Raw genomic sequence first — 16368 nt, forward strand, 5'->3', positions numbered from 1 at the left:
GCACTTTCGGGAGCGACCTCGCGCATGCGCAACCACCATTCCACAGCGAAGGCCTGCGTCGCGTAGGGGCGATGGGTCAAATCGCCCATGTTGCGACGTTCCTCCTCGGCATTCCGCAGTTGCTGCACCAACTCGTTCAATTCGCGCAGCGCCTCCTGCGACTCGATCTGCCGTTCCTCGAAGCGACGGCGGATCTCATCGGCACGCTCGCCGATGGAAAGCAAATAGGGTGCGACGCGGCTGTCCTTTTCCACAAGGCGATGCAGTTCTTTGAGCAAGTTAAAGACCTTGACGGTGTCGGGTTGCTCAGTCTTGAGCAGCGCCACCAGCGCTGCTGCTCCGATCTCGTAGGTCGCGCTCGGCTCGCGCACGAGGCTCGTGTGAGTGTGCTGCTGCACGATCGTCGCCGTCTTGCGCAGGAAGCATTTATCTACGGGAATGTGCGGCTCGTAGCTGGCGCGCACCAGGCGATACATCTCCGCCAGGCGCTGGTAGTCGTCCAGATACGGGCGCAAAAACGGGTCGGGCGAGAGGATCTCGTAGACCTCTTCCAGCTCGCGGAAAAAGCGATAGAATGCCTCGCGCGAGTTCCTATCGCGGAAGTGCTCGAGCGCTGCCTCGGCCGCTTTGTCGCCATCCTTGCCGGCCATAATCGGAAGATATGAGCTTCGGCCTTTATCCATGAGCTGCTCGAAGCGCTTTTGCAGCACGTCAATCCCCTCCACCACGCCTCTGACGTCCTGCGAGTCGAAGGCCAGCGCCCGCTCCAGGTTCTCAAACACACCCACGAAGTCCACAATCAGGCCGGTGGTCTTGCGCTGGCCGTCTTCGCTTTCATAGGGACGGTTCACGCGCGCAATGGCCTGGAGCAACACATGGTCGCGCATGGGCTTGTCCAGGTACATGCAGTAGAGAATGGGCGCGTCGTAACCCGTTAGGAGTTTTTCGGTCACGATGAATATCTGCGGGTTCTCGCCGGGCTTGCGGAAAGCCTGGCGCAGGCGGCGCTCCTCATCTTCGCTTAGATGATGGCGCTTGAGATGAGGGCGATCATTGTGCCCGGCACTGATGATGACACCGCTCCATTCGGCCGGTAGGTAACGATCCAACGCTTCCTTGTAAAAGGCACAGGCTTCGCGGTCGGCGGCGACGAGAAACGCTTTGTAGCCCATCGGCTGCACGGTTTGACGGAAATGCTCGGCCACGAACGCGGCAATCTTGTCCACGCGCGCGGGGTTTTTCAGCATGTTCACGAGCGTCACCGCGCGATCCAGGACGCGGCTGATCTCCTCGATGTCCGCCACGCCCTCCAGCTCCGCCGCCGCCCAAAACTCCTGCTCCATCGCCTGGCGGTCGGCCAGCAGGTTGTTAGGGGCGAGCTGATAGTGCAGTGGGACTGTAGTGCCGTCTTCGATGGATTCGCGGATGGAGTACTTGTCGAGATAGCCCTGCGGGTCATCGGCGCCGAAGGTCTTGAAAGTACCCTTGCCATGCGCCGTGCGGTCAATCGGCGTACCGGTGAAGCCGACAAACGTCGCATTGGGCAAGGCACCCATGAGGTAGTTACCCAGGTCGCTGCCGGTGGAGCGGTGCGCCTCGTCGACCAGCACAAACACGTTGTGCCGTGTGCACAGGTTCGCGGGCATGTTGTCGAACTTGTGGATCATCGAGACGATCAAGCCGCGCGTGTCGGCGGCGAGTAGCTCGCGCAGGTGGCGCTTGGAGAGGGCCAGGTGCACGCGGCCGAAGCCGATCGCCTCCAGGTTCTGGAAGAGCTGCTGCTCCAGCTCGTTGCGGTCCACGATGAGCAACACCGTGGGGTTCTCAAAGCGAGGGTCCTCCAGCAATCGGCGGGCGATGGTGAGCATGGGGTAGGGTTTGCCCGAGCCCTGCGTGTGCCAGATCAATCCGCGGCGTTTTTGCGGGTCACGCGCACGCTCCAGCACCTGCTCGGTGGCGCGCATCTGATGGGGCCGCAGCACGACCTTGGTCAGCTCGCCGTCCTTGCGCGCGAAGAGAATGTTATCGGTCAGGACGCGCAGGACGCCGCGCGGCGCAACGAAGGACTTGACGAGGGCCTCGAAGTCGGCCGCGCCGGCCTCCCCCCGCCAGTTGAACAGGGTCTTGCGCGAGAGGGACCAGGTGGCGCCGTAGAAGAACTCCACCAGGTGGGTGAGGGCAAACAGCTGTGCCTGCGCCATCAGGTCTGGCGCTTCAGCGTGGTAGCGACGGATCTGGTCCAGCGCCTCGGCGACGCCTTCCAGGCGGGTCGCTGCCTTGGTCTCGACGACAATGACCGGTATCCCGTTGACCAGGAAAACGACATCGGCGCGAATGCGCCGCGCGGCGCTCTGAAAGGCAAACTCATCCGTGACGTGGAAGCGGTTGCTCTCAGGATGGTCAGGGTCGAGCAGGCGCAGGTTGCGCTCGCGGCGTTCGGCTTCGACAAAGACCGTCTTCAGCCCCTTCAGGTATTCCCACGCCTCGCGATTGCCCTCGATATCGGCACGCACCGAGAGCAAACGCCGGACGATCTCTTCTGCCTTGGCTGCGGTGGTCACCACGCCGGGGTTGAGGCGCTGGAGTTGCTCCACCAGCACCGCGTGCAGGAAGGGCTTATCCTCACCGCTGCGCAGCCGCAAGGCTTCCTCGGCGGGTAAATATTCCCAGCCGGCTTCGATGGCATAACAGATGAGCGGGTTCTGGACGGTGCAGCGTTCGGAGGAGATGCTCATAACGAACGCTCCGCTACGAGGGGGGGTGCTGCGCGCAGCGTTTGATCGCCATTGCTGGCAACCTTGGCAATAAACTCAGCCGGTAGCCGGCGTTGAGCGGTCATTAGTTCGTGCAGGAGCGTGCGGAAGAGCGCCTCCAGCGCGCGCACGTGCGCCTCTTCCGCCTGGATGCGCCGATCCACCGCCTGCAGCATGCGCGCGATGTCGCGCTGTTCATCCAAGGGTGGGAGGGGGATGGGAAAAGAACACAATCTCGACTGAGATAAGTTTGGAATCGTTGTTTTGTTACCTGAACCACCATATAGCCCCAAAAGTGTCCAAGCGTTTTGCATCCAATACATGTAGAACAAAGGAAAGGCATCCTGCCGGTTAGTTCGTAATCGGTGGAGGTGGTTTTGGTATAAGCAAATCGGAAGCTGTCCTTCCCACATGGCAGTTCGGCCAATATCACCGCCTTCACAAACCAGCAAATCACCTGGTTTTAGGGCGAGTCGTTTCTCTTCTGCCTCCTCAAAGTGCATTTCATCTAGTGAGGTTAAGTCTATTCGTCCCCAGAACACATTAGCAGTGCGTAAGAACGGGCGCTTCCTCGAGCCGGCACGCGACTTTGGTGATAGCGATTTGCCTTGCTGGATTCCAAAGACCTCCCCCAACCGCACCACCTGCCAGTGGGCGGGGATGGGGCCGAGTTCGGTCTCCCGGAGCGGCACGCGTTCGGCGGCATCGAGCGGTACGGGTCCGTAGGTGAACAGATGCCGCATCAGGCTCTTCTTCAGCGCGCGCAACGCCGCCACGACGCGCTCGCCCGCCTCCTTGGCGGCTTGCACCGTCCGCAGCACGTGCGCAATCGCCCGCTGCTCGGGGAGAGGTGGGAGGGGGATAAACTGGTTGGCAAGAAAATCAGACAGCTTGAAATTCCTGATACCAGTGGTTCTCTTCTCATATGCTCTTGTCTTGCCCTGCTGGTAGAGAAACTTCCAATGCCAAGCGAAAAATGCAGACTCACAGTGCTTGCCTACCCTCAAACGCTTCACAAAGTTGCTAAATGAAATTGGCAAAAGCTGGTTGCCTAAAATCTGCTTGGAAACGTAAAGGGCGCGACCGGAGGGTTGGTCTTCGCTTCCGCCAGATAGCTCAACGAGGATATCTCCCTCAGCAACTGTGCGTTTCGCTAAGCTCCTCGCCTTTAAGAACCGAATTGGTGTTGACGAGAGATCGCCTCTATCGGCCCTGGCGAAATCGGTGCCTCGCAGCACGCGAGATGGCGACATTCCATCTCCTGTCATCGAGTCGTCGCCCCAGTCTCCGCTGTCGATCGCCTCCACTACCTCTCCCAACCACACCACCTTCCACTCCTCTGGCAATGGGCCGAGGTCGGTCATGCGATAGCCGTCGGGCAGGGTGTTCGGTTCATGGCTCATGGCCCATCTCCTCCAAAAGGCGCGCAATCTGGCTTCGCAGCAGCGGCACCTCCTGCGTAGCCGTTACCCACAGGATGCGCCAGTCCACGGCGAAATATTCGTGCACGGCAATGTTGCGGAAGGCGACGATGTCGGGCCAGGGGATTCCGGCATGTCGCTCGGTGAACGCCTTGGGTAAGCGCAGCCGCTTCGCCGATGACCGTGAGTTTCTGCAACACCGCGCTTTGCCGCAGCTCATCCTGCATGAACTCGACCTCACTCACGCCGCGCACAAAGCGGGCGATGGCGTCGGCAGCCTCGATGATGTCGTGCAAATAAAGGCGCTCAGGCCGCATAGATCACCCGTTCCTCGCGCAGCACGGCTTCCCGAACGGCGGGCTTGAGGCCGCTGCGCGGCACCAGGTCCACCGTCCGGCCAAAAAGCGCAGAAAGCTCGCGCGCCATCCGGGCAAGCGTGAGGAATCCCACCGCGGCGTCAGGCTCAAACTCAACCAGCACATCTATGTCGCTGTGCGGACCGAAATCTTCGCGCAACGCCGAACCAAACAGGGACAACTGCCGCACCCGATAGCGGCGGCAGAAATGCTTCAATTCCGCCTCTGGGAGAGAAATACTGATCTTCATATCACTTTCTCTGTTGGCCTAAGTCCGAGCTGAAGCAGTACCTCGCGCAACGCGCGTTCAGCTTCAGCGCGTTCTTCTTCGGCTTCTTCCAACTGCACCACGGCTTCCTCCAGCGGCAGCACCTCTTCGCGGCCGTTGGTGCTCACGTAGCGGCTGGGCGAGAGGTTGTAGTCGTTGCGCGCGGCCTCCTCCCTGGTGATGACGGCCGACAGGCCCGGGCGTGGCTCCCAGCCGCGGTAGATGCCGGCGATGGCTTCAATGTGCTCGTCCGCCAGGTAGTTCTTTGGCCGGCCTTTGGCATAGAGCTGGCTGGCGTTGATGAGCAAAATTTCGCCGGATCGGCGCTTCTGGCGATTGATGACGATGATCACGCCGGGTGCGGTGGTGTTGTAAAACAGGTTTTCCGGTAACAAGACCACCGCCTCGATGAGGTCGGCTTCCACAAACGCCTTGCGGATGTCGCGCTCGCGGTTGGAGCCTTGGTTGCCGCTGCCACGGCTGACCGCGCCGGTATCGAGCACCACAGCCATGCGCCCGCGTCCATTCAGCGAAGCAAGCATATGCTGCAGCCAGCCCCAATCGGCAGAGGAGGAAGGCGGCGCGCCGTAGCGGAAACGTTCGAAGGGATCGTTCTCGTAGAGTTCCTGCGCGAACTTCTGGTTCCACATAGGGTTCGCCACCACCAGGTCGAAGGTTTGCAGGGCCCCGGCGCGGTCCTTGAAAGCGGGCTGGCGCATGGTATCGCCGATGCGGATGTCCGCCTCAATGTCGTGGATGACGGCGTTCATGCGCGCCATAGCGAAGGTGGCCGGGTTGATCTCCTGCCCAAAGACGCGCAACGGGGCAACCGCAGTCGGCAGCTTCAGCCGGCCGTTTTCCTGCTCCCCACATCGCTCAAGGAGACGCAGATGGCACTTGATGAGCAGGCCGCCAGAGCCGCAGGCGGGGTCGTAGACTGTCATGCTTGGCTCTGGCTCCAGAAGGCGCGCCATCAGAATGCCAACCTCGCGCGGGGTGTAGAACTCACCGGCAGACTGCCCTTGATCCTCGGCAAACTTGCGCAGCAGGTACTCGTAGGCGCGGCCGAGGATGTCCGGCTCCACGTCCTTCAGTCCTAAGCGATGCCGCGAGAGCACCTCGATCAGCGCGGCGAGGTGTTCATCAGAAAGAATGCGCTGACCAGCCGCGGTGGCGTTGAAATCCACCATGTCAATCACGCCGGAGAGCCGCGGATTTTCGCGTGCGACCGCGCGCACCGCGTCGGTCAGGTACTGACCGACGCCGGTGGTCTGGCGGCGAATCGCCTCCCAACGGGCGTTTTGCGGGACGTAGAACCGCACCAACTGCACCTTTCCACGTGCCCGCTCCTGGTCCAGCAGCGAGTGCACGGTCTTCTCATTGCCGAATTGCGCTGAAAGGCGGGCGATTTCGTCGTCGAACACGTCCGACAGGCGCTTAAGGAAGACCAGCGGCAGGATGTAGTCCTTGAACTTGGGCGCGTCCACCGGCCCGCGGATGGCGCAGGCCGCGTCCCATAGCCATGTTTCAAGAGTTGAAAGGTTTGTCATAATAACTTAGCTCACCTGCCATCTTTCACTTTGCTTTTTTCGGCAATAGACCGGACTTTGCAGCCGCCCTTGAGGCCATGGGGCGAATCAATTCAAATCCTCTCCACTTTGCCCGTCAGACCCTCCTCCCCGAGGAGGGAGTTCATGTAGAGCACTAAAGCGCTGGCGTTCAAGCGCCCAACCCAGCCCGGCTTGTGCTGATGGAGATTAATCGGACGTTTCACTGCCTTCAGGCTGTTTTGCTTTCTGCGCTTCATCGGCCAAGTACTCCCCACGATTCACCGCTGCGGTGCCCACGAGGGCAACGGAGCTTCCCGCCAGTTTCTCAGGGCAACGGTTTGGCTGCTTGATAGCCCCCGCCCCCGCTCCAGTCAAGCCATTCCACCCTCCCTCCCGGGCTGGGCGGTTGGCCCGTTATACGCGGGGCTTTCCCCCGCCCGCATGGTCACTTTTCGCCGAGCGCCCGTCGGAGAGCCTGGATGAGCGGCGGCAGGTCTTGTTGCACGGTTTGCCAGAGCACATCCAGGTTGATGTCGAAATAGGCATGCACCAACCGATGGCGCATCCCAATAATATCCAGCCACGGGATTTCCGGCCATTGAGAGCGCGTTCCCTCGGATACCTGCCAGGCCGCTTCACCGATGATCTCGATATCTTTCACCAGCGCCAGAGTGAGCTTGCGGTCCCGCTCCAAATCGTTGCGCCGGGCGTCACGCGCAAAGCTCAGGGCCTCCTCCGCCGCGTCCAGCATGTGGCGCAGGCGCACCGTGTCATCCTTGCGCATATTGCACCTCCGCCTCGTTCAAAACTTCCCCGCGAAAATACCGGCTCAAATCCTCCGGCGTGCGCATGTCCACCCGCCGGCCGCCCAGCACCGCCGACAGCTCCCGCTCCAGCCGGGCCATGCCAAACAGTCCCGGAACATGCCCCGGCTCAAACTCCACAAGAATATCAATATCACTGTCCGGCCGGAAATCAGCACGCAACGCCGAGCCAAATACCGCCAGCCGCCGGATGTGATGACGCCGGCAAAACTCCGCAATGACTTCTCTGGGCAGAGCCATGGCCGGATTCATGGATGAACCTCCACGCCCGCAAATCCCTGTGGCTTGAGCCGCGCGTCCCCCCTCGGCGGGCGGGCGGCCTGAAACATTTGAGCAACCGGCGCGGACAGGTTTCCGGCGACCATATTGCGGCAGGCGCCCAAATCCAGCTCGGCAGCCTCGAGTTGGAAAAGCTCCCGCAAAAGCGCCTGAAATTTTTCCAAGGGTGTCTGCGTGGTGTGCATAAATTAAATCGCTCATTCCCCGCCTGTCGCCTTCTCCCGGCGCAGCCCCCCATGGCCGCGCCCGCGCCGGGCCGCCCGCCCTTCATCTTTCTGCTCGCCAGCCGCTCTGGACACACCGGCATGAGCCTCAACGGAGCTTCCCGCCAGTTTCTCAGGGCAACGGTTTGGCTGCTTGATAACCCACGCCCCCGCCCCTGTCAAGCCATTGCACCCTCCACCCCGCCCTTGCGCCGGCGGCGGGAAGGGTTATCTTGGCCGCAGATCATGGCGCACGCTTCCGTCATGCACCTGGGCCGCTGGCTCCTCATGGGGGGCCTGCTGCTGCCCGCCCTCCTGTCCGCCGCCGGCGGGCCGGAGGTGGCCCAACTCAATGCCCGCGAGTTCGCCCGCCGCGCCGCCGAGCCGGGGGTGGTGCTCCTGGACGTCCGCACCGCGCGCGAAGTCAAAAACGGGCGCATCCAGGGCGCCGTGCATCTGGACCTCACCGCGCCCGATTTCGAGGAGCGCCTGGCGCGCTTGGACAAACAGGCCACCTACCTCGTCTATTGCGCCTCCGGCGTCCGCAGCGCCCGCGCCTGCCAGAAGCTCCAGGCCATGGGCTTCCCCCGCGCCTTCAATCTCCAGGGCGGCCTGCTGGCCTGGCAGGCGGCCGGCCTGCCGCTGGAAAAATAACGCCCCGCCTTGACACCTGCCGGACTTGCTGGCAGGATGCTCCCGGATTGGCCCAAAAAATTCCCGACCCCGCCCGACGCGGCCTCCTGCTTTTGGGGTGGCAGGAGGGCTCCCGCGCCGGCGGAGGCGGACGGGAACCAGGCGGCCGCCACCGCAGTTTGTTATGGCCAGCGGCAAAGTGAAATGGTTCAACAGCGTCAAAGGGTACGGTTTCATCGAGAACGAAAACGGGCCGGACATCTTCGTGCATCACACCGCCATCCTCGGCGCGGGTTACAAGGAGCTGATGGCCGGCGAGGTCGTGCATTTTGAACTGGTGTCCGGCGAGAAAGGCCCCAAGGCCGTCAACGTGCAACGCCAGACGCCGCGCTCTCGCCCCTGAGCCGTTCGCCGGCCCCCGTCTGATTTGCCACTGGCGCGCCGGCGACGCCGGGCTACATTGCCTGCGGGCATGAGCACCACAGGCAGCGTTGTCCAACACCTTTACGTCCACGTGCCGTTCTGCGCGCGCAAGTGCGAGTATTGCGCCTTTTACTCCGCCCCCGGCACCGGCGAGCAGGTCCAACGCTACGTCCGCGCCCTGGAGCGCGAGCTGGAGCTGGTGGCCGCCCGCCTCCGGCCCCGCACCATCTTCTTCGGCGGCGGCACCCCCTCCCTCCTCACCCTCGCCCAGTGGCACCAAATCTGCCGCTGCCTGGAGCGCCTGAACCTCCTGGGCGCCGCCGAGTGGACCATCGAATGCAACCCCGCCACCGTCTCCCCCGACAAGGCCCGCCTCTGGCGCGATTACGGCGTCAACCGCCTCTCCCTGGGCGTGCAGTCGCTGGACGAAACCTTGCTTGACCGCCTGGGCCGCGTGCACAGCCGCGCCATGGTCTTCAAAACCTTCGACCTCCTGCGCCGGGCGGGCTTCGCCAACCTGAACCTCGACCTCATGTTTGCCATCCCCGGCCAGACCATGGAAACGTGGCAGGCCACCCTGCGCGAAGCCCTGGCCCTGGGCAGCGAACACCTGAGCTGCTACGAAGTCACCTACGAGGAGGACACCCCCCTCTACGAGCAGATGCGCGCCGGCGCCTTTGACGTGGACGAAGACCTGGCCGATGCCATGTACCAGGCCCTCTGCGATGCCGCCGCCCGCGCCGGCTTCCGCCAGTATGAAGTCTCCAACTTCGCCCGCGACCTGCCCGGCGCCGCCGGCCGCCTGCCCCATTACGCCTGCCAGCACAACGTCAACTACTGGCGCGGCGGCGCCTTCCTGGGCCTCGGCCCCAGCGCCGCCGAATTCGTGGACGGCGTCCGCACCAAAAACTGGAGCAACACCACCCTTTACTGCGAGCGGCTCGAAAGCGGCCGCCGCGCCATTGAATCCCGCGATGTCCTCACCCCCCTCCAGCGCGCCGGCGAAATTGCCGGCTTCGGCCTGCGCATGAATGTGGGGTGGGACTTTGCCGAGTTCACCGCCGTCACCGGCTTTGATCTGCGCCACGAATGGGCGGCCGACCTCGCGGCGCTGGTGCGTTGCGGCCACGCCCTGCAGGACGCCACCAGCTTCCGCCTCACCCCGCGGGGACTGCGCTTTGCCGATGCCGCAGCAGAGCGTTTTTTGCGCTGAAGCCGGGTCCGAAGAGTCAACCCGCTGTCACCTATTTGTCACATTCCTCACCTTACCCGCCGGCGGCCTGCGGGTTAAAGTGGCCGGGTTGGGCAGGGATCATCATCCACGGGCTGCCCTGGGGTTATGAAAGCCGAACGCATCTACAAACACTGGCGCAAACACCTCAAATCCTGGTGTGACGAGCTGGAAAAAGAATGGCACGAATGCCGCCGCACCGGCGACGTCGAGTCCATTCACCGCCTCCGCGTGGTCCTGCGTCGCCTGCGGGTGGGCCTCCGCCTGGGCAACCGCTGGCTGGGCAGGGACAAGGTGGCCGCCTTCCGCAAATGGTCCCAGCGCGTCACCAACGCCCTCGGCCCCGTCCGCGATGTGGACGTGACGCTCGAATGGCTGGCGGCCCATTCCCCTCCCGCCGCCCTCACCCAACTGTTGCAACAACGCCGCGCCCGCTTGTGGCGGCAGGCCCGCCGCAAACTCACCCGCCTCGCCCAAGTCCCCACCCGCCTGACCGATGACAAACCCGGCCGCGTGGCCAAAAAACTCGCCCGCCGCTTCCATCGCACCGTGGCTGAGGACCGCCAGGAGGTCCTCGCCTTCAACACCCCCCTGGATACCCGCGACACCGAACACTGGCACGAGCTGCGCCGGGACTTGCGCCGCATCCGCTACCTCTGGGAAATGGTGCTCACCCCGCGGGAACGCAAAAAAGACGCCCTCCTGAAAAAACTGCTCGCCCTGCAGGAGCTGCTGGGCAACGCCCAAAACTGCGTCGCCGCCATGCAGGCGCTCCGGCCCCTGGCCCAAAAACCGGAAGTCGCCGCCGCCCTGCGCCAGTTGGAGCAGGACCGCCGCCAATGGCTGGCCCAGGCCCAAAAAGCCCTCCGCGCCTTCCAAAAAAGCCGCGCCCTCCGCACCCTGGACGCGGAACACTGAACCCAGTCCCGGCGCCCGCAAACCCCTCCCCCGGCCCCAGCCGGCGCGAACCTCACTCCACCACCCGCAGGCGGAAAAACTGCGCCCGGGCGGAAAACCCATTCGTCCGCCACACCACAAAATGGGCGTTGGTGAGCAACGGGACGTCCTCCACGGCCACCCACGCGCCGGCCGGCGTGGGGGCGGTTTCGAGCACACAATATTGGTTGGTGGCCAGCCAGCGCAGGCAAAATTGCTGCGCGTCAACCTGCAGGCCCAGGCGCGGCGGCTGCTCCGGCGCCGGGGCAAAAGTAAGGTCCACCCATTCGGGATGATCCACAAACGGGTTGCGATTGTGCTGGTAGAGCCGGTCAATCAGCTCGTTGCGCCGGCGCTCGGCCGCATCGGGCGGATCGGCGCGGTGCCACCCCAGCAGGGTGCGCAGCCGGCCCATGGACGTGCTGCCGGTGACGATGCGGTTGGTCTCGTCCGTCAGCCGCAGGGCCGGCTCCCCCAGCGTGTCGCCCGTGTAGCGTATGGCCATGTAAAACAGCGCGCGGGCAATGTCCCCGCGCGCCTCCGGCGGCGGAGCCCAGGAGTTGGTGTCGCTGGAACATTGCGGCGCCTCGAAGTGTGCCGGCTGGCGGTAGTCAGCCTCGGCGGGATCGCTCTCGTCGTAGTACTTGTTGCCCCGCAGGCTGTTCACCGTGGCGTCGTCCGGGTGGAGGTTGTGCAAATCGCTGTAGGCCGGCTCGGTGCTGAAGAGGCCCAGGCTGTTGGGCCACCGGTGCTCGCGATTCCACCCCGAGGCCGTGCCATAAGTGGCAAGCGCCTGGTAACGCTGCGCATAGGTGAGCCAGAGCAGGTTGGTGTCCTGCGGATGCTGCCACAGCACCGCCAGCGCGGCGCGGGTGTCGGTGCGCGTGCTGCTGGTGTAGGGCAGCGCCGTGTGACCGCGGACGATCTGATGCAGCGCCTCCCGCAGCGGGCGGCCCGCCCGGCCCTGGGCGGCGGCGTAATACTCCGGCGCCGGCTGGGCGCAAAGTTGCCCGGCCAGCCAGCCCAAGACCGCCCCGCTCCATAGCCCCCGCATGGGAGCGCAGCATACGCCAGACGCGCGGCGGAGGCAAAGGTTTGGTTTGTCTTGGCCGGGATTTTCGGGCACAACAAGGCCATGCGCTTCATCCGCCGTGAATGGGCCTGGCTGTTGGGATTGCTGGTGGCCGTTTTTTTGGTGTGGGGTCTGCATTATGACCGGCTCGCGCCGGAACATTGGAAGGTGTCGCCCTCCTACGGCACGGACTCCCTCTCCATGATGGCCTTGATCAAAGCGGCCAGCGAGGGCGATTTTGTGCCCTTCCTGCCCAAAACCCTGGAGCGGCTGGGCGCGCCCGATCAAGCCTCCTGGGATGATTACCCCCTCATGGAGGAGCTCTTTGTTTTCGTGCTCGGGATTTTCGCGCGTTTGTTTGGGCTGACCGCCGCGGCCAACTTCGGCGTGTTGCTGGCCCATCTCACCTCGGCGCTGGCCTTCTATATCGTGTGCCGCTACCTGCGCTATCACCGAATCTGGTCCTGCACCGCGGCGATCCTGTTCTCGTTTATTTACTATCACCTCTGGCGCAGCCTCCCGCATCTGGTGGTGGCCCTCTCCTACACCATTCCGCTCACGCTCCTGAGCACGTGGCTGCTGGCGGCCAGCCGGCGGTTGCGGTGGGGCGGCAAACCCTTTTGGTTCTGCGTCATCTCCGCCCTGCTCATCGGCCAGAGCAACCCCTACAACCTCAATCTTTATTTTCAACTGACTCTGCTGGGGCTGGCAGCCCACTGGCTCACCCGCCGGCGCAAGCTCAACCTGCAGCTCGGCGGCTTCTGCCTCGCCCTCGCCGCGGCCATGTTTCTCGCCTGCAACCTCGACACCTTCCTTTACCAGTGGCAGCACGGCAAAAACACCGAGGGCTTCTTCCGCGCCTATTTCCAATGCGAGCTCTACGGCCTCAAACCCATGGAGCTCTTGGTGCCGCCGCCCGAGCACAACCTCGGCGCCCTGGCCGCCGTCGGCAAAAAGTACGCCGCCTCCGCCTGGCTCAAAGGCGAAATGTTCTCCCCCTACCTCGGCCTGGTGGCCCTCGGCGGCCTGGGCTGGATGATCCTGGAAGGCGCCCGCACGGCCCTCCGGCGCACGCGGCGCCGCCTCCCCACCCACCTGCTGCAGGCCCTGTGGGTGCTGTTGTACTCGATGGTGGGCGGCGTCAACTGCCTCCTCGCCCTCGGCGGCGTCGTCCTCTTCCGCAGCTCCAACCGCTACAGCATGTTCATCGCCGCGCTGGCCCTGCTCTTCCTTGTCAGCCGCGTCACCCGGCTGGCGCGGCGCAAAAGCCCCGGCTGGCATTGGGGCGTGGCCGCGGCGGTGTTGTTTGTCGGCCTGCTGGACCAACTGGCCCTGCCCAATCACATCGGCCGCGCCACCCCCCAAACCGACCTGGGCAAACAAGTGCTCGCCGACCGCCAGTTTGGCGCGGCCATGGAGGCGGCCCTGCCCCCCGGCACCATGGTCTTTCAACTGCCCGTGATGGAATTCCCGGAGGCCGGCTGGGTGCACCAGGCCAGCGATTACGAAATGCTCCGGCCCTACCTCTTCACCCGTACCCTCCGCTTCTCCTACGGCCACATCCGCGGCCGCCAGCGCGAGACCTGGCAGCACGACGTCGCCCGCCTCCCCGCCCCCCAGATGGTGGCGGAGCTGGAAAAATATGGCTTCGGCGCCCTCTATATCTGCCGCAAAGGCTATCAGGACAACGGCGAGGCGCTGCTCAAACAAATCCTCGAAACCGGCCGCACCAACCTCCTTGAAGACGCCATCAAGGAGCAGGTCTGCATCCGCCTCCAACCCGCCGCGCAACCGCAGAAACCCGGCAATGACGCCCTGGCCCTGCTGGTGCCACGCGCCGGCTGGACCGCCACCGAGCGCACCACCGGCGGCGTGCGGCGCTGGGCGGCCGGCAATGCGCGCCTGGACTTCTTCAACCCCCACAAGGCCGGCACGCCTTATTCCATCAAGTGCCAGATCGGCAGCCCCACCGCCCGCCTGGTAATCCTCCGCCATGCCGGACGCGAAATCTGGCGCGGCCAGTTGGCCGCCGGGCAAATCGCCGTGGTGGATGCCGTGGTGGAAGCCGGCAAAGGCAACAACGTCCTCGAATTCCTCACCGACTCCCCGCCCATCCCGGCCGGTCCCAACACGCAACAGGTCATCGCCTTTGCGGTCATTGATCTCAAAGTCACCCGGATGGGCGGGCCTTAGCCGCCGGCGCCGGCGCACCGGGCCGCCGCCACTGCCGCCGCCACCAGAACTTCACCAAATCCCGCAACGTGTCCCGCAGCACCTTCCAGTTGCCGGAGCGCGCCACCCCCCGCTCGCGCGGCCAGTACGGCAGCGTGATTTCGGCCACGCGACACCCCCGATCGTGCGCCTGAAAAAGCAGGCTGGGGGTTAAAAAACCGGTGCTGGTGGCCGAGAAATCCAGACTCTGCAAAACCTCCCGGCGATACACCTGCACAAAGTTGTAATCCTTGAGGCGCAACCCAAAAAAGTTGCGCAGCAGAAACAGATTCACCCCGGTTAAAAACCTCCGGTAAAGATTCGAGTCGGGACGCTGATCGCGGGCAATGGCCACCACCTCATGCTCCTGCAGCAGCGGAAACACCTGCTCCAGGTCCTCCAGGTGGAAGGGGTAATCCATGGCGTTGTGCGTGACCCAGTCCAGGCGGGCCGCCTGAAAACCGCGCACCAAACTGGCCCCCTGCCGCAAATTCCGCGGGTTGTGCAGCACCCGCACCCCCGGCAACTGCCGCGCCAGCGCCTCCGCCAGCTCGCCGGTGCCATCGGTGCTGCAATCATTCACCACCAGAATTTCAAACTCCCGGCACAGCCGCCCCAGCGCCGCGTGGCACTGCCTGAGCGTGGATTCAAGGTTCTCCCGCTCGTTGTACGCCGGGATGACCACCGACAGCCGGATGTCATACGGGCCTGCCACAACCTACCCCAACACTTCTTTGAGCACGGCCACCACGTAATCCTGCTCCTCCTCGGTCATCAGCGGATACAACGGCAGGCAGATCGAGCGCTGCGCCACCGCCTCGGTGACCGGCAGCCGCACCGGCCCGCACACCTCCTGGTAATACGGCTGATCATGGCACGTCAGATTGTGCCGGCAGGCCACCCCCCGGGCCGCCGTCGCCGCCAGCAGTTCATCGCGGCTGGGCCGGCAACGCTCGGTCAGCTTCACAATGTACCCCTGGTAATTGCTCCGGCAGTGGGGCGGCACATAAGGGGTTTCCAGCTCGGGAAAACCGGCCAGCAACTGATCATACCGCCGGGCCAGCTCCTGCCGCCGGCGCACCACCTCCGGCAGCCGCCGCATCTGCACCAGCCCAATCGCCGCCTGCAAATCCGTCATGCGAAAGTTGTAGCCCAACACCTCATAGTGCTGCAGCAGCGCCCCCCGCGCCTGATGCCGTTTGAAATCCGAGACCGACGCGCCATGCGAGCGCACCACCGCAGCCCGCGCGGCAAAATCGTCATCGTTGGTGGTGATCATGCCCCCCTCGCCCAGGGTGATCACCTTGCGGCCGTGGAAACTGAAACAGGCCGGATTGTGGGAGTTGCCCACCTTCCGATCTTTGTATTCCGACCCCAGGGCCACGCCGGCATCCTCCACCACCGCCAGCCCCAACCGCCGGGCCTCGGCCTCAATGGCGTCCAGCTCCGCCGGCAGACCGTACTGATGAATGGCCAGTATCGCCCGCGTTTTATCATTCACTGCGGGCGCAATGGCCGCCGGATCCAGGTTGAACGTCCGCGGATCAATGTCCACAAACCGCGGCACCGCCCCCGTATGCCGCACCGCATTGGCGCACGCCGGACAGGTGAACGAGGGCATGATGACCTCCTCCCCCGGCCCGATGCCCAGCAAATGAAAGGAAAGAAACATCGCCGTGGAGCAGGAAGTCGTGGCAATGGCATGCCGCGCCCCCACATACTCCGCCACCGCCCGCTCAAAGGCCGCCACTTTGGGGCCTTGCGTCACCCACCCGGAGCGAATCACCTCCGCCACGGCCTCGATTTCCTCCTCGCCCATCCACGGGCGGGTGACCGGCACTTCCATGCGTTTGCTCATACAGCCGCAACCCCTGAAATCAGACGTTGAAAATTAAACTGCTCGTCCACCTGGCCCACCACCCGCGCCGGCACCCCCAGCACAATGGCCCGCGGCGGCACCGGCTTGACCACCACCGCCCCCGAGCCGATCTTGGCGTTATCGCCGATGGTGATCGGCCCCAGGATGACCGCGTTGGAGCCGATGACCACTCCGTTGCCGACGGTGGGATGGCGCTTGCCCTTGTTGAGCGAAGTGCCCCCCAAGACGGCCCCTTTGTACATCAGCCCGTCGTCGCCGATCTCGGTCGTCTCGCCGATGACCACGCCCATGCCATGGTCAATGAAGAAACGTCGCCCGATCTTGGCCCC

The 16368-nt window shown here is 64.0% G+C and carries 16 protein-coding genes; 5 read left to right on the plus strand and 11 right to left on the minus strand.

Features of this window, described 5'->3' with window-relative positions:
• The 7 genes from N3J91_09740 to N3J91_09770 all read right to left on the minus strand — a co-directional run.
• Positions 1-2735, minus strand: a 2735-nt coding sequence (locus N3J91_09740; GenBank protein ID MCX8156711.1) for an HsdR family type I site-specific deoxyribonuclease, incomplete at its 3' end; no start/stop codon positions are given.
• The gene (locus tag N3J91_09745; protein MCX8156712.1) at positions 2732-4156 is read right to left on the minus strand and encodes a restriction endonuclease subunit S; all 1425 of its coding nucleotides are present in this window, start codon (positions 4154-4156) and stop codon (positions 2732-2734) included. The genes N3J91_09745 and N3J91_09740, both read right to left, overlap by 4 nt.
• Positions 4146-4394: a DUF86 domain-containing protein gene (locus N3J91_09750; protein ID MCX8156713.1), complete on the minus strand. Its 249-nt coding sequence runs from the start codon at positions 4392-4394 to the stop codon at positions 4146-4148. The genes N3J91_09745 and N3J91_09750 overlap by 11 nt, the downstream gene beginning before the upstream one ends.
• A gap of 86 nt (positions 4395-4480) precedes the next feature.
• The gene (locus N3J91_09755) at positions 4481-4780 is read right to left on the minus strand and encodes a nucleotidyltransferase family protein (protein MCX8156714.1); all 300 of its coding nucleotides are present in this window, start codon (positions 4778-4780) and stop codon (positions 4481-4483) included.
• On the minus strand, positions 4777-6348 hold the full coding sequence (locus tag N3J91_09760) for a type I restriction-modification system subunit M (protein MCX8156715.1): 1572 nt from the start codon (positions 6346-6348) through the stop codon (positions 4777-4779). Before N3J91_09760 ends, N3J91_09755 begins: the two co-directional genes overlap by 4 nt.
• A 445-nt stretch (positions 6349-6793) precedes the next feature.
• Positions 6794-7132, minus strand: a complete 339-nt coding sequence (locus N3J91_09765; protein MCX8156716.1) for a DUF86 domain-containing protein — start codon at positions 7130-7132, stop codon at positions 6794-6796.
• Positions 7119-7424, minus strand: coding sequence for a nucleotidyltransferase family protein (locus N3J91_09770; protein ID MCX8156717.1), 306 nt, complete (start codon positions 7422-7424; stop codon positions 7119-7121). The genes N3J91_09765 and N3J91_09770 overlap by 14 nt, the downstream gene beginning before the upstream one ends.
• A gap of 476 nt (positions 7425-7900) precedes the next feature.
• On the opposite strand from N3J91_09770, the gene N3J91_09775 reads away from it, so the two are divergent.
• The 4 genes from N3J91_09775 to N3J91_09790 all read left to right on the plus strand — a co-directional run bounded on the left by N3J91_09775 (position 7901) and on the right by N3J91_09790 (position 10859).
• Positions 7901-8308, plus strand: a complete 408-nt coding sequence (locus tag N3J91_09775) for a rhodanese-like domain-containing protein (GenBank protein MCX8156718.1) — start codon at positions 7901-7903, stop codon at positions 8306-8308.
• A gap of 163 nt (positions 8309-8471) precedes the next feature.
• Positions 8472-8690 (plus strand): cold-shock protein, encoded by a 219-nt coding sequence (locus tag N3J91_09780; protein ID MCX8156719.1) that lies wholly within the window; start codon positions 8472-8474, stop codon positions 8688-8690.
• A 69-nt stretch (positions 8691-8759) separates the two neighbouring features.
• Complete coding sequence (hemW, locus tag N3J91_09785) at positions 8760-9923, plus strand: radical SAM family heme chaperone HemW (protein ID MCX8156720.1); 1164 nt, start codon at positions 8760-8762, stop codon at positions 9921-9923.
• A gap of 126 nt (positions 9924-10049) precedes the next feature.
• On the plus strand, positions 10050-10859 hold the full coding sequence (locus N3J91_09790; GenBank protein MCX8156721.1) for a CHAD domain-containing protein: 810 nt from the start codon (positions 10050-10052) through the stop codon (positions 10857-10859).
• 52 nt (positions 10860-10911) lie between these two features.
• On the opposite strand, the gene N3J91_09795 is transcribed toward N3J91_09790, so the two are convergent.
• Positions 10912-11931, minus strand: a complete 1020-nt coding sequence (locus N3J91_09795; protein MCX8156722.1) for an endonuclease — start codon at positions 11929-11931, stop codon at positions 10912-10914.
• An 81-nt stretch (positions 11932-12012) separates the two neighbouring features.
• Between N3J91_09795 and N3J91_09800 the strand changes: the two genes are divergently transcribed.
• Positions 12013-14142 (plus strand): hypothetical protein, encoded by a 2130-nt coding sequence (locus tag N3J91_09800; protein MCX8156723.1) that lies wholly within the window; start codon positions 12013-12015, stop codon positions 14140-14142.
• Here N3J91_09800 and N3J91_09805 read toward each other — a convergent pair.
• The 3 genes from N3J91_09805 to N3J91_09815 all read right to left on the minus strand — a co-directional run.
• Positions 14120-14875, minus strand: a complete 756-nt coding sequence (locus N3J91_09805; protein MCX8156724.1) for a glycosyltransferase family 2 protein — start codon at positions 14873-14875, stop codon at positions 14120-14122. The two genes, N3J91_09800 and N3J91_09805, sit on opposite strands and share 23 nt — an antisense overlap.
• Positions 14876-14878: 3 nt before the next feature.
• A complete protein-coding gene (locus N3J91_09810) occupies positions 14879-16018 on the minus strand; it encodes a DegT/DnrJ/EryC1/StrS family aminotransferase (GenBank protein ID MCX8156725.1) in 1140 nt (379 codons plus the stop codon).
• A partial coding sequence (locus N3J91_09815) for a serine O-acetyltransferase (GenBank protein ID MCX8156726.1) occupies positions 16015-16368 on the minus strand: 354 nt, incomplete at its 5' end. The genes N3J91_09810 and N3J91_09815, both read right to left, overlap by 4 nt.

Source organism: Verrucomicrobiia bacterium (genome assembly GCA_026414565.1).
Classification (GTDB): domain Bacteria; phylum Verrucomicrobiota; class Verrucomicrobiia; order Limisphaerales; family Fontisphaeraceae; genus Fontisphaera.

What these genes read in the sequence shown, in the direction of transcription:
- N3J91_09765 (MCX8156716.1), bottom strand. Translation starts at nt 7,132, where the DNA reads ATGCGCAAGGATGACACGGTGCGCCTGCGCCACATGCTGGACGCGGCG.
- N3J91_09750 (MCX8156713.1), bottom strand. Translation starts at nt 4,394, where the DNA reads ATGAGCTGCGGCAAAGCGCGGTGTTGCAGAAACTCACGGTCATCGGCG.
- N3J91_09770 (MCX8156717.1), bottom strand. Translation starts at nt 7,424, where the DNA reads ATGAATCCGGCCATGGCTCTGCCCAGAGAAGTCATTGCGGAGTTTTGC.
- N3J91_09775 (MCX8156718.1), top strand. Translation starts at nt 7,901, where the DNA reads ATGGCGCACGCTTCCGTCATGCACCTGGGCCGCTGGCTCCTCATGGGG.
- N3J91_09795 (MCX8156722.1), bottom strand. Translation starts at nt 11,931, where the DNA reads ATGCGGGGGCTATGGAGCGGGGCGGTCTTGGGCTGGCTGGCCGGGCAA.
- hemW (MCX8156720.1), top strand. Translation starts at nt 8,760, where the DNA reads ATGAGCACCACAGGCAGCGTTGTCCAACACCTTTACGTCCACGTGCCG.
- N3J91_09800 (MCX8156723.1), top strand. Translation starts at nt 12,013, where the DNA reads ATGCGCTTCATCCGCCGTGAATGGGCCTGGCTGTTGGGATTGCTGGTG.
- N3J91_09780 (MCX8156719.1), top strand. Translation starts at nt 8,472, where the DNA reads ATGGCCAGCGGCAAAGTGAAATGGTTCAACAGCGTCAAAGGGTACGGT.
- N3J91_09790 (MCX8156721.1), top strand. Translation starts at nt 10,050, where the DNA reads ATGAAAGCCGAACGCATCTACAAACACTGGCGCAAACACCTCAAATCC.
- N3J91_09745 (MCX8156712.1), bottom strand. Translation starts at nt 4,156, where the DNA reads ATGAGCCATGAACCGAACACCCTGCCCGACGGCTATCGCATGACCGAC.
- N3J91_09810 (MCX8156725.1), bottom strand. Translation starts at nt 16,018, where the DNA reads ATGAGCAAACGCATGGAAGTGCCGGTCACCCGCCCGTGGATGGGCGAG.
- N3J91_09755 (MCX8156714.1), bottom strand. Translation starts at nt 4,780, where the DNA reads ATGAAGATCAGTATTTCTCTCCCAGAGGCGGAATTGAAGCATTTCTGC.
- N3J91_09760 (MCX8156715.1), bottom strand. Translation starts at nt 6,348, where the DNA reads ATGACAAACCTTTCAACTCTTGAAACATGGCTATGGGACGCGGCCTGC.